The sequence below is a fragment of the Vibrio sp. QJM3NY_15 genome (assembly GCF_057785995.1).
On sequence record NZ_CM173517.1, the window covers coordinates 1,924,882 to 1,941,293 of the forward strand.

Here is a 16,412-nt window from a genome sequence, read left to right on the forward strand (position 1 = left end):
TTATTGGTCTGGTAAGTTCACAAAGAGTTGATTAACCAAGTTACTCAAATCACTGCTTATCACACTGCCATCACCTTGAGCGTTGACAGAGTCAAACTGATTCCCCGTATTATCGAGTACAATCGTTTGTGTCTGACCACTGTTATTGGCACCTTCAGAGATAGTGATCACCAGATCTTTATCACCACCGCCGTTATCCACTTTTTCAATAGCGATGTGATCTAGAAGATCAGACATATTATTCTCAGTCGGTAGCAGTTGAGAGATATCCAAATGATCTTCACCCAAAGCAAAGTCGGTAATGGTATCAACATCGCCTTGGAATGGCTGGTCAACCCATTGGAACAAGTCGTCGCCGTCTCCTCCAACCAAGATATCGTCACCTAAACCACCGATAAGCGTATCTTCACCACCTTGACCATACAGAATATCGTCGCCTTCGCCGCCCGATAAAGTATCATTACCACCACGAGTATCGGATTCTACATCAAATAAATCGTGATTCTCTTTAATATACTCATACATTTCAAGCTCAGTAGCGGGATGTCCATTTCGCATCTCTAAGAATGTTTCTAGTGCTTCAACGCCAGAGCCATCAGCAAGGGTATCAGGTTTAACCAAACCTGCCTCTACCCAGGGTAAATTATCAGTATTAATAACGTCCGCAAACAAAATGTCACTTCCATCTCCACCATTAACTATATCGTTTCCAACAGGAATCAAGTTGATCTCTTTACTGCCTTCATTAAGGACGGCTTGCAGATCTGACGATGTATTTACAATTTCAACATCACCGGTTGGCGCGATAATTGTTTGTAGCTTAAATTGATCCAAATAAACGCTTGCAGCGTTACTACCCCCATTATCTTCGAACACCGAGATAATTAGTCGGTAAGTTCCTTCATCCAACATGTTAGAAGATATATTGCCATCATCGCTTCCAGATTGAACATTGGACCAATTACCATTATCTAACCTTTGTATTGCCCAATTAAATTCATCACCGCTACCAAAGTCACTTGTCTTATCCGCAACAAATGACAATTCAGAATAACTGTCACTAGCAACAACAAAACTCGGCATAATGATTTCAGTTTTTCCAGATTGGTTTCCTTTATCCGATAGTAATAACCAGCCCCCGTTAACTTCGACGACTCCACTGTCTTGACTGATTATTATATTTTCAAGGCCCCATGCTTCTCCAGAGTTAGATGAGAAATCAGCAAGGGTTTCGGAGATCGAATTATATGCCGTGTTACTGCTATTTGTATTGTCAAAGAACTTCAATATATTTTCATTAATTCCTGAGCCAATACCTACCGCTCTAACTGAAGAAATTGCTGCTAAATCGTTAAATGAGTCAACAGAATCAGCGAACTCTTCGAACTCAGTGGTAGTTCCATTCGAGTTATGGTTATTAGATACAGTTGGTACGCCATCAGATAAGAAGAACGACAAATTCTCATAATTATCTGTTGGCTGTTCATCGAACCAACTTTTTGCTCCATCAAACGCATCTTCATAATTTGTGGCACCATCGGCAGTCAGCGCATTGATCGCGTTTGTAACTGTTGACGCAACGTTCGAAGAATCAAGTCCATCCAAGTCAAGTGTTTTACTCGCGCTTCCTGCAAAACCTACCAATGCAACATTAATTGTTCCGGGATGATCCGCTATGTTGGTAAGCATTTCTATCAACGCTAATTTAACGACACTCAACTTCGATGCAGAATTACTTGTGTTTAATGGGTCATTCATGCTCCCTGAGCGATCAATGATCAAAGCAACATTATAATTAGTGGCTTCAGTTTGAGTAGTTTGAATACCTCCCTTGTCACCTAAAAGGACATCATTTCCTTTCCCTCCAACAAGCGTGTCGTCTCCATTTGAAGAGCCAGACTGAATAACCAATGCTCCCGTTTGGGATTCTGCGAATCTAGGATTATCGAGTAAATTACCTTGTTCATCGATTTCTTGGGCTGACGCAGTTACTGTCAAAGATGGAATATTCCCTACGGGGGCTTCAACAACTAGAGTTAGTTTACCTTCCGAATCGAGGTTGCTAGGGTCAATAACCCAAGTCCCATCACTTTGTTTCACACCAGATGACAAAATAACGTCAGAAGGTACGTTAGTAACAACCAAAGACATAACTTGTTCGCTACCGTCCGTATCTATAAGGTCTATATCTATATTTAGTTCATAAATTTCCGCAACTTTGACTAAAGAACCACTTGATACGTCAAATTTACCGTCAGACAGATATAATGTCTCAACACTATAGAAGTCGTGGTTTGCATTGCCTAAACCGCTGTGGGTAAGCGTGAAATCGGAGGCCCCCTCTGTCTTAAACACATAGTCAGCGCTGGCTCCAACCAAATAGGCAACATCAGTACCGTTTCCGCCATAATAAGCGGTACTGGTCGTCGCACTACGAGAAATAAATATATCATTACCTACTTCATCAGCAATATCACCGACTAGATTAATACTGGAAGATACGTCAATCCCTCCGACCAAAATATCGCTACCATCGCCGCCTTGTAGGTTTTCAGTCACAACGCTTGATGAGCCATCACTGCCTAAAACAAGGTCATCCCCTTCGCCAGCCAAGACTTGCATGTGACCACCAGTTCCATAAACGATTGTATCGTTTCCTCCTAGGGCTGATAACCAAGTTCCAGATGTTCCAAGATAATTACTATCGTTGTCGGCGCTACTATCAATGACTCGGCCAGTTGTTGTAGCAATAAGTGAGGAAACGATAGAATCTGCGACGTTTCCTTCAACATAATTCAAGCTGGTAGTTACTGACAAACCATCACTGACAGGATTAACTTGCGTTGTAACAGTTGCGGTATCAACCAGCCCAGAGTTATCTATAATAGTGTAGGAAAAAGTAGCAGAACCACTAACGCCTGAATTAGGTGTGAAAATTATTTGACCAGTCAATGCATCATAAGAAATAGTTCCGTCATTAGAACTAAAACCGTCAGGCACTATAGAGAAGGTATCACCAGCGTTAGGATCGTAATCGTTTTCTAACAACAAAGATGAATCGATGGCAAGAGCCTGACCTTCATCAACTTGGAATACATCACCAATCAATGGGAAATCATTTAGATCATGCTCCCCGTTATTATAGTTTCCATTGCCATCTACGGTACCGAGGTTGATATCCAAATTCGCTGCACCACCTTGGTCCCAATAAACAATCTCAATAGAATGGTAGCCTGAACTATCAATGGTAAATGGATTATGAAGCGTTGTAGTAGATGATTGGTTTTGGTCAACAGTAGCCACGGCAACACCATCGATAAAAATAGTGTAACCGTCATCTGCTGTAACTTTGAATGCATAATCTCCGGGCTGCAAATAAACAGAGCCACTCATCTTAATTACACCATCACTGTGATCAGCAACTGAACCTTCTAACGACGAAGCATCATTGTTTAAGAAGTCTTCAAACTGGGTTTGAGAACTCAATCCGTTGTTGTTTCCATTTAATGTATAGTTAATGTCCTTGGCTTCGAACGTTAAGTCAGCATCTTTACTAGCAATAACATCGAGTGCGTCTTGAACAGAATCAATATTGCCATTAACGCTCTCATTCGAACTGTAATAGTATCCTGATAGCCCACCAAACACTGAGACTGTATCGTCTTGAGCAACAGGCGATTGTCCAACTGAACTGTCTGATATAGTCAATTGAGCTGTTTCGTCGCTGACCAAACCATCCGAATCAACCGATTTATAATCTATTTCCTCAGTAAGTTCCGCACTAACTACGTCGACTCCTTTCAATGTAATATTTGAGTTCTTATTGGGGTTATCCGAACCATCTTGTGTAGTGAAAACTCGCAACTCAGTAAATCCATCAGCAACAGAGATGTTAACGGTAGCATTACCATTATTGTCTATTGAAAGAGCGTGCTCACCAGTTTCGTCACTATCAAAATAGAAAGTACCGACAACATTACCATCTTCATCGAGAGCGAGTACCTCAATACGACCGCCAGCATTATTTCCCGCATTGTAGTTTCCGAATACGCTACCAAATTCAATATTAGCCTCTGTAATGGTTGCACCGGATTGGGAATAATCAACAGAGATATATTCTTGGTTGCCACCGCTAACTACATCCAACTCACCGCTAGTTGAATTCGCATTAGTTGACACACCAAAGCCATCCTCTTGGTTTTGACTGTCGTAAACCAAATAAGAATTTGTATCGACTACATTAGCGTCAGTTGGGGAGCTACCGTCGTAAATACCAGAGCTTATGATTACGCTCCCTTGTAGATAACTTACGCTGCTAGATCCATTATTAACTTGGTTTGCGAAAGTACTAGCGACGAAATCAAGTTTATCTACCGCGTTGGGATCCTGTTCATACTCTACTTGGGCGTCACTACTTATTATATCGTTTGCTTCAATTAATACTTTTCCACCACCTGAAACATCATACAACTTACCGAACAATGGCTCTTCAAGGACTTGTACATCTACTGGCGTCCCTGAAATATCATCTTCAATATCTGCAACGTTGTTTTCGTTACCAAATTGTCCGGAGTCGAACGTAAAAAACGCTTCATCGTTATTGTCTAAACCCACGGTGAAGTCTTCGACTGTTGGCAAGTCGTTCGTGCCATTGATCGTCACTTTCACGACTTGCTCTGTGCCGTCTACCGACGTCACCGTGAAGCTTTCGACTTTGCTGTCGCCAACATTCATCTCATTGAACGCACTGTTCGCCACGAACGTCCACTCGCCATTTTCCGCGATGCTGAACGTGCCGTTGGTGCCTTCGATGCTTGTCGCTGTGAAGGTGTTGTCTGCGTTGTCCACGTCCGTCGCGGTCAAGGTGCCGCTTAGGCTCAACGCCGCATCGGTTTCAGAGGCCACGACCTCTGTGTCGCCTGCGATCGTCGCCGCATCGTTCGTGCCATTGATCGTCACTTTCACGACTTGCTCTGTGCCGTCTACCGACGTCACCGTGAAGCTTTCGACTTTGCTGTCGCCAACATTCATCTCATTGAACGCACTGTTCGCCACGAACGTCCACTCGCCATTTTCCGCGATGCTGAACGTGCCGTTGGTGCCTTCGATGCTTGTCGCTGTGAAGGTGTTGTCTGCGTTGTCCACGTCCGTCGCGGTCAAGGTGCCGCTTAGGCTCAACGCCGCATCGGTTTCAGAGGCCACGACCTCTGTGTCGCCTGCGATCGTCGCCGCATCGTTCGTGCCATTGATCGTCACTTTCACGACTTGCTCTGTGCCGTCTACCGACGTCACCGTGAAGCTTTCGACTTTGCTGTCGCCAACATTCATCTCATTGAACGCACTGTTCGCCACGAACGTCCACTCGCCATTTTCCGCGATGCTGAACGTGCCGTTGGTGCCTTCGATGCTTGTCGCTGTGAAGGTGTTGTCTGCGTTGTCCACGTCCGTCGCGGTCAAGGTGCCGCTTAGGCTCAACGCCGCATCGGTTTCAGAGGCCACGACCTCTGTGTCGCCTGCGATCGTCGCCGCATCGTTCGTGCCATTGATCGTCACTTTCACGACTTGCTCTGTGCCGTCTACCGACGTCACCGTGAAGCTTTCGACTTTGCTGTCGCCAACATTCATCTCATTGAACGCACTGTTCGCCACGAACGTCCACTCGCCATTTTCCGCGATGCTGAACGTGCCGTTGGTGCCTTCGATGCTTGTCGCTGTGAAGGTGTTGTCTGCGTTGTCCACGTCCGTCGCGGTCAAGGTGCCGCTTAGGCTCAACGCCGCATCGGTTTCAGAGGCCACGACCTCTGTGTCGCCTGCGATCGTCGCCGCATCGTTCGTGCCATTGATCGTCACTTTCACGACTTGCTCTGTGCCGTCTACCGACGTCACCGTGAAGCTTTCGACTTTGCTGTCGCCAACATTCATCTCATTGAACGCACTGTTCGCCACGAACGTCCACTCGCCATTTTCCGCGATGCTGAACGTGCCGTTGGTGCCTTCGATGCTTGTCGCTGTGAAGGTGTTGTCTGCGTTGTCCACGTCCGTCGCGGTCAAGGTGCCGCTTAGGCTCAACGCCGCATCGGTTTCAGAGGCCACGACCTCTGTGTCGCCTGCGATCGTCGCCGCATCGTTCGTGCCATTGATCGTCACTTTCACGACTTGCTCTGTGCCGTCTACCGACGTCACCGTGAAGCTTTCGACTTTGCTGTCGCCAACATTCATCTCATTGAACGCACTGTTCGCCACGAACGTCCACTCGCCATTTTCCGCGATGCTGAACGTGCCGTTGGTGCCTTCGATGCTTGTCGCTGTGAAGGTGTTGTCTGCGTTGTCCACGTCCGTCGCGGTCAAGGTGCCGCTTAGGCTCAACGCCGCATCGGTTTCAGAGGCCACGACCTCTGTGTCGCCTGCGATCGTCGCCGCATCGTTCGTGCCATTGATCGTCACTTTCACGACTTGCTCTGTGCCGTCTACCGACGTCACCGTGAAGCTTTCGACTTTGCTGTCGCCAACATTCATCTCATTGAACGCACTGTTCGCCACGAACGTCCACTCGCCATTTTCCGCGATGCTGAACGTGCCGTTGGTGCCTTCGATGCTTGTCGCTGTGAAGGTGTTGTCTGCGTTGTCCACGTCCGTCGCGGTCAAGGTGCCGCTTAGGCTCAACGCCGCATCGGTTTCAGAGGCCACGACCTCTGTGTCGCCTGCGATCGTCGCCGCATCGTTCGTGCCATTGATCGTCACTTTCACGACTTGCTCTGTGCCGTCTACCGACGTCACCGTGAAGCTTTCGACTTTGCTGTCGCCAACATTCATCTCATTGAACGCACTGTTCGCCACGAACGTCCACTCGCCATTTTCCGCGATGCTGAACGTGCCGTTGGTGCCTTCGATGCTTGTCGCTGTGAAGGTGTTGTCTGCGTTGTCCACGTCCGTCGCGGTCAAGGTGCCGCTTAGGCTCAACGCCGCATCGGTTTCAGAGGCCACGACCTCTGTGTCGCCTGCGATCGTCGCCGCATCGTTCGTGCCATTGATCGTCACTTTCACGACTTGCTCTGTGCCGTCTACCGACGTCACCGTGAAGCTTTCGACTTTGCTGTCGCCAACATTCATCTCATTGAACGCACTGTTCGCCACGAACGTCCACTCGCCATTTTCCGCGATGCTGAACGTGCCGTTGGTGCCTTCGATGCTTGTCGCTGTGAAGGTGTTGTCTGCGTTGTCCACGTCCGTCGCGGTCAAGGTGCCGCTTAGGCTCAACGCCGCATCGGTTTCAGAGGCCACGACCTCTGTGTCGCCTGCGATCGTCGCCGCATCGTTCGTGCCATTGATCGTCACTTTCACGACTTGCTCTGTGCCGTCTACCGACGTCACCGTGAAGCTTTCGACTTTGCTGTCGCCAACATTCATCTCATTGAACGCACTGTTCGCCACGAACGTCCACTCGCCATTTTCCGCGATGCTGAACGTGCCGTTGGTGCCTTCGATGCTTGTCGCTGTGAAGGTGTTGTCTGCGTTGTCCACGTCCGTCGCGGTCAAGGTGCCGCTTAGGCTCAACGCCGCATCGGTTTCAGAGGCCACGACCTCTGTGTCGCCTGCGATCGTCGCCGCATCGTTCGTGCCATTGATCGTCACTTTCACGACTTGCTCTGTGCCGTCTACCGACGTCACCGTGAAGCTTTCGACTTTGCTGTCGCCAACATTCATCTCATTGAACGCACTGTTCGCCACGAACGTCCACTCGCCATTTTCCGCGATGCTGAACGTGCCGTTGGTGCCTTCGATGCTTGTCGCTGTGAAGGTGTTGTCTGCGTTGTCCACGTCCGTCGCGGTCAAGGTGCCGCTTAGGCTCAACGCCGCATCGGTTTCAGAGGCCACGACCTCTGTGTCGCCTGCGATCGTCGCCGCATCGTTCGTGCCATTGATCGTCACTTTCACGACTTGCTCTGTGCCGTCTACCGACGTCACCGTGAAGCTTTCGACTTTGCTGTCGCCAACATTCATCTCATTGAACGCACTGTTCGCCACGAACGTCCACTCGCCATTTTCCGCGATGCTGAACGTGCCGTTGGTGCCTTCGATGCTTGTCGCTGTGAAGGTGTTGTCTGCGTTGTCCACGTCCGTCGCGGTCAAGGTGCCGCTTAGGCTCAACGCCGCATCGGTTTCAGAGGCCACGACCTCTGTGTCGCCTGCGATCGTCGCCGCATCGTTCGTGCCATTGATCGTCACTTTCACGACTTGCTCTGTGCCGTCTACCGACGTCACCGTGAAGCTTTCGACTTTGCTGTCGCCAACATTCATCTCATTGAACGCACTGTTCGCCACGAACGTCCACTCGCCATTTTCCGCGATGCTGAACGTGCCGTTGGTGCCTTCGATGCTTGTCGCTGTGAAGGTGTTGTCTGCGTTGTCCACGTCCGTCGCGGTCAAGGTGCCGCTTAGGCTCAACGCCGCATCGGTTTCAGAGGCCACGACCTCTGTGTCGCCTGCGATCGTCGCCGCATCGTTCGTGCCATTGATCGTCACTTTCACGACTTGCTCTGTGCCGTCTACCGACGTCACCGTGAAGCTTTCGACTTTGCTGTCGCCAACATTCATCTCATTGAACGCACTGTTCGCCACGAACGTCCACTCGCCATTTTCCGCGATGCTGAACGTGCCGTTGGTGCCTTCGATGCTTGTCGCTGTGAAGGTGTTGTCTGCGTTGTCCACGTCCGTCGCGGTCAAGGTGCCGCTTAGGCTCAACGCCGCATCGGTTTCAGAGGCCACGACCTCTGTGTCGCCTGCGATCGTCGCCGCATCGTTCGTGCCATTGATCGTCACTTTCACGACTTGCTCTGTGCCGTCTACCGACGTCACCGTGAAGCTTTCGACTTTGCTGTCGCCAACATTCATCTCATTGAACGCACTGTTCGCCACGAACGTCCACTCGCCATTTTCCGCGATGCTGAACGTGCCGTTGGTGCCTTCGATGCTTGTCGCTGTGAAGGTGTTGTCTGCGTTGTCCACGTCCGTCGCGGTCAAGGTGCCGCTTAGGCTCAACGCCGCATCGGTTTCAGAGGCCACGACCTCTGTGTCGCCTGCGATCGTCGCCGCATCGTTCGTGCCATTGATCGTCACTTTCACGACTTGCTCTGTGCCGTCTACCGACGTCACCGTGAAGCTTTCGACTTTGCTGTCGCCAACATTCATCTCATTGAACGCACTGTTCGCCACGAACGTCCACTCGCCATTTTCCGCGATGCTGAACGTGCCGTTGGTGCCTTCGATGCTTGTCGCTGTGAAGGTGTTGTCTGCGTTGTCCACGTCCGTCGCGGTCAAGGTGCCGCTTAGGCTCAACGCCGCATCGGTTTCAGAGGCCACGACCTCTGTGTCGCCTGCGATCGTCGCCGCATCGTTCGTGCCATTGATCGTCACTTTCACGACTTGCTCTGTGCCGTCTACCGACGTCACCGTGAAGCTTTCGACTTTGCTGTCGCCAACATTCATCTCATTGAACGCACTGTTCGCCACGAACGTCCACTCGCCATTTTCCGCGATGCTGAACGTGCCGTTGGTGCCTTCGATGCTTGTCGCTGTGAAGGTGTTGTCTGCGTTGTCCACGTCCGTCGCGGTCAAGGTGCCGCTTAGGCTCAACGCCGCATCGGTTTCAGAGGCCACGACCTCTGTGTCGCCTGCGATCGTCGCCGCATCGTTCGTGCCATTGATCGTCACTTTCACGACTTGCTCTGTGCCGTCTACCGACGTCACCGTGAAGCTTTCGACTTTGCTGTCGCCAACATTCATCTCATTGAACGCACTGTTCGCCACGAACGTCCACTCGCCATTTTCCGCGATGCTGAACGTGCCGTTGGTGCCTTCGATGCTTGTCGCTGTGAAGGTGTTGTCTGCGTTGTCCACGTCCGTCGCGGTCAAGGTGCCGCTTAGGCTCAACGCCGCATCGGTTTCAGAGGCCACGACCTCTGTGTCGCCTGCGATCGTCGCCGCATCGTTCGTGCCATTGATCGTCACTTTCACGACTTGCTCTGTGCCGTCTACCGACGTCACCGTGAAGCTTTCGACTTTGCTGTCGCCAACATTCATCTCATTGAACGCACTGTTCGCCACGAACGTCCACTCGCCATTTTCCGCGATGCTGAACGTGCCGTTGGTGCCTTCGATGCTTGTCGCTGTGAAGGTGTTGTCTGCGTTGTCCACGTCCGTCGCGGTCAAGGTGCCGCTTAGGCTCAACGCCGCATCGGTTTCAGAGGCCACGACCTCTGTGTCGCCTGCGATCGTCGCCGCATCGTTCGTGCCATTGATCGTCACTTTCACGACTTGCTCTGTGCCGTCTACCGACGTCACCGTGAAGCTTTCGACTTTGCTGTCGCCAACATTCATCTCATTGAACGCACTGTTCGCCACGAACGTCCACTCGCCATTTTCCGCGATGCTGAACGTGCCGTTGGTGCCTTCGATGCTTGTCGCTGTGAAGGTGTTGTCTGCGTTGTCCACGTCCGTCGCGGTCAAGGTGCCGCTTAGGCTCAACGCCGCATCGGTTTCAGAGGCCACGACCTCTGTGTCGCCTGCGATCGTCGCCGCATCGTTCGTGCCATTGATCGTCACTTTCACGACTTGCTCTGTGCCGTCTACCGACGTCACCGTGAAGCTTTCGACTTTGCTGTCGCCAACATTCATCTCATTGAACGCACTGTTCGCCACGAACGTCCACTCGCCATTTTCCGCGATGCTGAACGTGCCGTTGGTGCCTTCGATGCTTGTCGCTGTGAAGGTGTTGTCTGCGTTGTCCACGTCCGTCGCGGTCAAGGTGCCGCTTAGGCTCAACGCCGCATCGGTTTCAGAGGCCACGACCTCTGTGTCGCCTGCGATCGTCGCCGCATCGTTCGTGCCATTGATCGTCACTTTCACGACTTGCTCTGTGCCGTCTACCGACGTCACCGTGAAGCTTTCGACTTTGCTGTCGCCAACATTCATCTCATTGAACGCACTGTTCGCCACGAACGTCCACTCGCCATTTTCCGCGATGCTGAACGTGCCGTTGGTGCCTTCGATGCTTGTCGCTGTGAAGGTGTTGTCTGCGTTGTCCACGTCCGTCGCGGTCAAGGTGCCGCTTAGGCTCAACGCCGCATCGGTTTCAGAGGCCACGACCTCTGTGTCGCCTGCGATCGTCGCCGCATCGTTCGTGCCATTGATCGTCACTTTCACGACTTGCTCTGTGCCGTCTACCGACGTCACCGTGAAGCTTTCGACTTTGCTGTCGCCAACATTCATCTCATTGAACGCACTGTTCGCCACGAACGTCCACTCGCCATTTTCCGCGATGCTGAACGTGCCGTTGGTGCCTTCGATGCTTGTCGCTGTGAAGGTGTTGTCTGCGTTGTCCACGTCCGTCGCGGTCAAGGTGCCGCTTAGGCTCAACGCCGCATCGGTTTCAGAGGCCACGACCTCTGTGTCGCCTGCGATCGTCGCCGCATCGTTCGTGCCATTGATCGTCACTTTCACGACTTGCTCTGTGCCGTCTACCGACGTCACCGTGAAGCTTTCGACTTTGCTGTCGCCAACATTCATCTCATTGAACGCACTGTTCGCCACGAACGTCCACTCGCCATTTTCCGCGATGCTGAACGTGCCGTTGGTGCCTTCGATGCTTGTCGCTGTGAAGGTGTTGTCTGCGTTGTCCACGTCCGTCGCGGTCAAGGTGCCGCTTAGGCTCAACGCCGCATCGGTTTCAGAGGCCACGACCTCTGTGTCGCCTGCGATCGTCGCCGCATCGTTCGTGCCATTGATCGTCACTTTCACGACTTGCTCTGTGCCGTCTACCGACGTCACCGTGAAGCTTTCGACTTTGCTGTCGCCAACATTCATCTCATTGAACGCACTGTTCGCCACGAACGTCCACTCGCCATTTTCCGCGATGCTGAACGTGCCGTTGGTGCCTTCGATGCTTGTCGCTGTGAAGGTGTTGTCTGCGTTGTCCACGTCCGTCGCGGTCAAGGTGCCGCTTAGGCTCAACGCCGCATCGGTTTCAGAGGCCACGACCTCTGTGTCGCCTGCGATCGTCGCCGCATCGTTCGTGCCATTGATCGTCACTTTCACGACTTGCTCTGTGCCGTCTACCGACGTCACCGTGAAGCTTTCGACTTTGCTGTCGCCAACATTCATCTCATTGAACGCACTGTTCGCCACGAACGTCCACTCGCCATTTTCCGCGATGCTGAACGTGCCGTTGGTGCCTTCGATGCTTGTCGCTGTGAAGGTGTTGTCTGCGTTGTCCACGTCCGTCGCGGTCAAGGTGCCGCTTAGGCTCAACGCCGCATCGGTTTCAGAGGCCACGACCTCTGTGTCGCCTGCGATCGTCGCCGCATCGTTCGTGCCATTGATCGTCACTTTCACGACTTGCTCTGTGCCGTCTACCGACGTCACCGTGAAGCTTTCGACTTTGCTGTCGCCAACATTCATCTCATTGAACGCACTGTTCGCCACGAACGTCCACTCGCCATTTTCCGCGATGCTGAACGTGCCGTTGGTGCCTTCGATGCTTGTCGCTGTGAAGGTGTTGTCTGCGTTGTCCACGTCCGTCGCGGTCAAGGTGCCGCTTAGGCTCAACGCCGCATCGGTTTCAGAGGCCACGACCTCTGTGTCGCCTGCGATCGTCGCCGCATCGTTCGTGCCATTGATCGTCACTTTCACGACTTGCTCTGTGCCGTCTACCGACGTCACCGTGAAGCTTTCGACTTTGCTGTCGCCAACATTCATCTCATTGAACGCACTGTTCGCCACGAACGTCCACTCGCCATTTTCCGCGATGCTGAACGTGCCGTTGGTGCCTTCGATGCTTGTCGCTGTGAAGGTGTTGTCTGCGTTGTCCACGTCCGTCGCGGTCAAGGTGCCGCTTAGGCTCAACGCCGCATCGGTTTCAGAGGCCACGACCTCTGTGTCGCCTGCGATCGTCGCCGCATCGTTCGTGCCATTGATCGTCACTTTCACGACTTGCTCTGTGCCGTCTACCGACGTCACCGTGAAGCTTTCGACTTTGCTGTCGCCAACATTCATCTCATTGAACGCACTGTTCGCCACGAACGTCCACTCGCCATTTTCCGCGATGCTGAACGTGCCGTTGGTGCCTTCGATGCTTGTCGCTGTGAAGGTGTTGTCTGCGTTGTCCACGTCCGTCGCGGTCAAGGTGCCGCTTAGGCTCAACGCCGCATCGGTTTCAGAGGCCACGACCTCTGTGTCGCCTGCGATCGTCGCCGCATCGTTCGTGCCATTGATCGTCACTTTCACGACTTGCTCTGTGCCGTCTACCGACGTCACCGTGAAGCTTTCGACTTTGCTGTCGCCAACATTCATCTCATTGAACGCACTGTTCGCCACGAACGTCCACTCGCCATTTTCCGCGATGCTGAACGTGCCGTTGGTGCCTTCGATGCTTGTCGCTGTGAAGGTGTTGTCTGCGTTGTCCACGTCCGTCGCGGTCAAGGTGCCGCTTAGGCTCAACGCCGCATCGGTTTCAGAGGCCACGACCTCTGTGTCGCCTGCGATCGTCGCCGCATCGTTCGTGCCATTGATCGTCACTTTCACGACTTGCTCTGTGCCGTCTACCGACGTCACCGTGAAGCTTTCGACTTTGCTGTCGCCAACATTCATCTCATTGAACGCACTGTTCGCCACGAACGTCCACTCGCCATTTTCCGCGATGCTGAACGTGCCGTTGGTGCCTTCGATGCTTGTCGCTGTGAAGGTGTTGTCTGCGTTGTCCACGTCCGTCGCGGTCAAGGTGCCGCTTAGGCTCAACGCCGCATCGGTTTCAGAGGCCACGACCTCTGTGTCGCCTGCGATCGTCGCCGCATCGTTCGTGCCATTGATCGTCACTTTCACGACTTGCTCTGTGCCGTCTACCGACGTCACCGTGAAGCTTTCGACTTTGCTGTCGCCAACATTCATCTCATTGAACGCACTGTTCGCCACGAACGTCCACTCGCCATTTTCCGCGATGCTGAACGTGCCGTTGGTGCCTTCGATGCTTGTCGCTGTGAAGGTGTTGTCTGCGTTGTCCACGTCCGTCGCGGTCAAGGTGCCGCTTAGGCTCAACGCCGCATCGGTTTCAGAGGCCACGACCTCTGTGTCGCCTGCGATCGTCGCCGCATCGTTCGTGCCATTGATCGTCACTTTCACGACTTGCTCTGTGCCGTCTACCGACGTCACCGTGAAGCTTTCGACTTTGCTGTCGCCAACATTCATCTCATTGAACGCACTGTTCGCCACGAACGTCCACTCGCCATTTTCCGCGATGCTGAACGTGCCGTTGGTGCCTTCGATGCTTGTCGCTGTGAAGGTGTTGTCTGCGTTGTCCACGTCCGTCGCGGTCAAGGTGCCGCTTAGGCTCAACGCCGCATCGGTTTCAGAGGCCACGACCTCTGTGTCGCCTGCGATCGTCGCCGCATCGTTCGTGCCATTGATCGTCACTTTCACGACTTGCTCTGTGCCGTCTACCGACGTCACCGTGAAGCTTTCGACTTTGCTGTCGCCAACATTCATCTCATTGAACGCACTGTTCGCCACGAACGTCCACTCGCCATTTTCCGCGATGCTGAACGTGCCGTTGGTGCCTTCGATGCTTGTCGCTGTGAAGGTGTTGTCTGCGTTGTCCACGTCCGTCGCGGTCAAGGTGCCGCTTAGGCTCAACGCCGCATCGGTTTCAGAGGCCACGACCTCTGTGTCGCCTGCGATCGTCGCCGCATCGTTCGTGCCATTGATCGTCACTTTCACGACTTGCTCTGTGCCGTCTACCGACGTCACCGTGAAGCTTTCGACTTTGCTGTCGCCAACATTCATCTCATTGAACGCACTGTTCGCCACGAACGTCCACTCGCCATTTTCCGCGATGCTGAACGTGCCGTTGGTGCCTTCGATGCTTGTCGCTGTGAAGGTGTTGTCTGCGTTGTCCACGTCCGTCGCGGTCAAGGTGCCGCTTAGGCTCAACGCCGCATCGGTTTCAGAGGCCACGACCTCTGTGTCGCCTGCGATCGTCGCCGCATCGTTCGTGCCATTGATCGTCACTTTCACGACTTGCTCTGTGCCGTCTACCGACGTCACCGTGAAGCTTTCGACTTTGCTGTCGCCAACATTCATCTCATTGAACGCACTGTTCGCCACGAACGTCCACTCGCCATTTTCCGCGATGCTGAACGTGCCGTTGGTGCCTTCGATGCTTGTCGCTGTGAAGGTGTTGTCTGCGTTGTCCACGTCCGTCGCGGTCAAGGTGCCGCTTAGGCTCAACGCCGCATCGGTTTCAGAGGCCACGACCTCTGTGTCGCCTGCGATCGTCGCCGCATCGTTCGTGCCATTGATCGTCACTTTCACGACTTGCTCTGTGCCGTCTACCGACGTCACCGTGAAGCTTTCGACTTTGCTGTCGCCAACATTCATCTCATTGAACGCACTGTTCGCCACGAACGTCCACTCGCCATTTTCCGCGATGCTGAACGTGCCGTTGGTGCCTTCGATGCTTGTCGCTGTGAAGGTGTTGTCTGCGTTGTCCACGTCCGTCGCGGTCAAGGTGCCGCTTAGGCTCAACGCCGCATCGGTTTCAGAGGCCACGACCTCTGTGTCGCCTGCGATCGTCGCCGCATCGTTCGTGCCATTGATCGTCACTTTCACGACTTGCTCTGTGCCGTCTACCGACGTCACCGTGAAGCTTTCGACTTTGCTGTCGCCAACATTCATCTCATTGAACGCACTGTTCGCCACGAACGTCCACTCGCCATTTTCCGCGATGCTGAACGTGCCGTTGGTGCCTTCGATGCTTGTCGCTGTGAAGGTGTTGTCTGCGTTGTCCACGTCCGTCGCGGTCAAGGTGCCGCTTAGGCTCAACGCCGCATCGGTTTCAGAGGCCACGACCTCTGTGTCGCCTGCGATCGTCGCCGCATCGTTCGTGCCATTGATCGTCACTTTCACGACTTGCTCTGTGCCGTCTACCGACGTCACCGTGAAGCTTTCGACTTTGCTGTCGCCAACATTCATCTCATTGAACGCACTGTTCGCCACGAACGTCCACTCGCCATTTTCCGCGATGCTGAACGTGCCGTTGGTGCCTTCGATGCTTGTCGCTGTGAAGGTGTTGTCTGCGTTGTCCACGTCCGTCGCGGTCAAGGTGCCGCTTAGGCTCAACGCCGCATCGGTTTCAGAGGCCACGACCTCTGTGTCGCCTGCGATCGTCGCCGCATCGTTCGTGCCATTGATCGTCACTTTCACGACTTGCTCTGTGCCGTCTACCGACGTCACCGTGAAGCTTTCGACTTTGCTGTCGCCAACATTCATCTCATTGAACGCACTGTTCGCCACGAACGTCCACTCGCCATTTTCCGCGATGCTGAACGTGCCGTTGGTGCCTTCGATGCTTGTCGCTGTGAAGG

At 53.0% G+C, this 16,412-nt stretch carries 1 protein-coding gene (running past one end of the window); it reads right to left on the reverse strand.

What is annotated here, in order from left to right:
- Positions 1-16,412: the 3' portion of a VCBS domain-containing protein gene (locus tag AC3CKG_RS08870; RefSeq protein ID WP_488528183.1), read on the reverse strand. 10,975 nt of this gene lie beyond the right edge of the window; only the last 16,412 of its 27,387 coding nucleotides appear in the window; the start codon falls outside the window, past its right edge; the stop codon is at positions 1-3.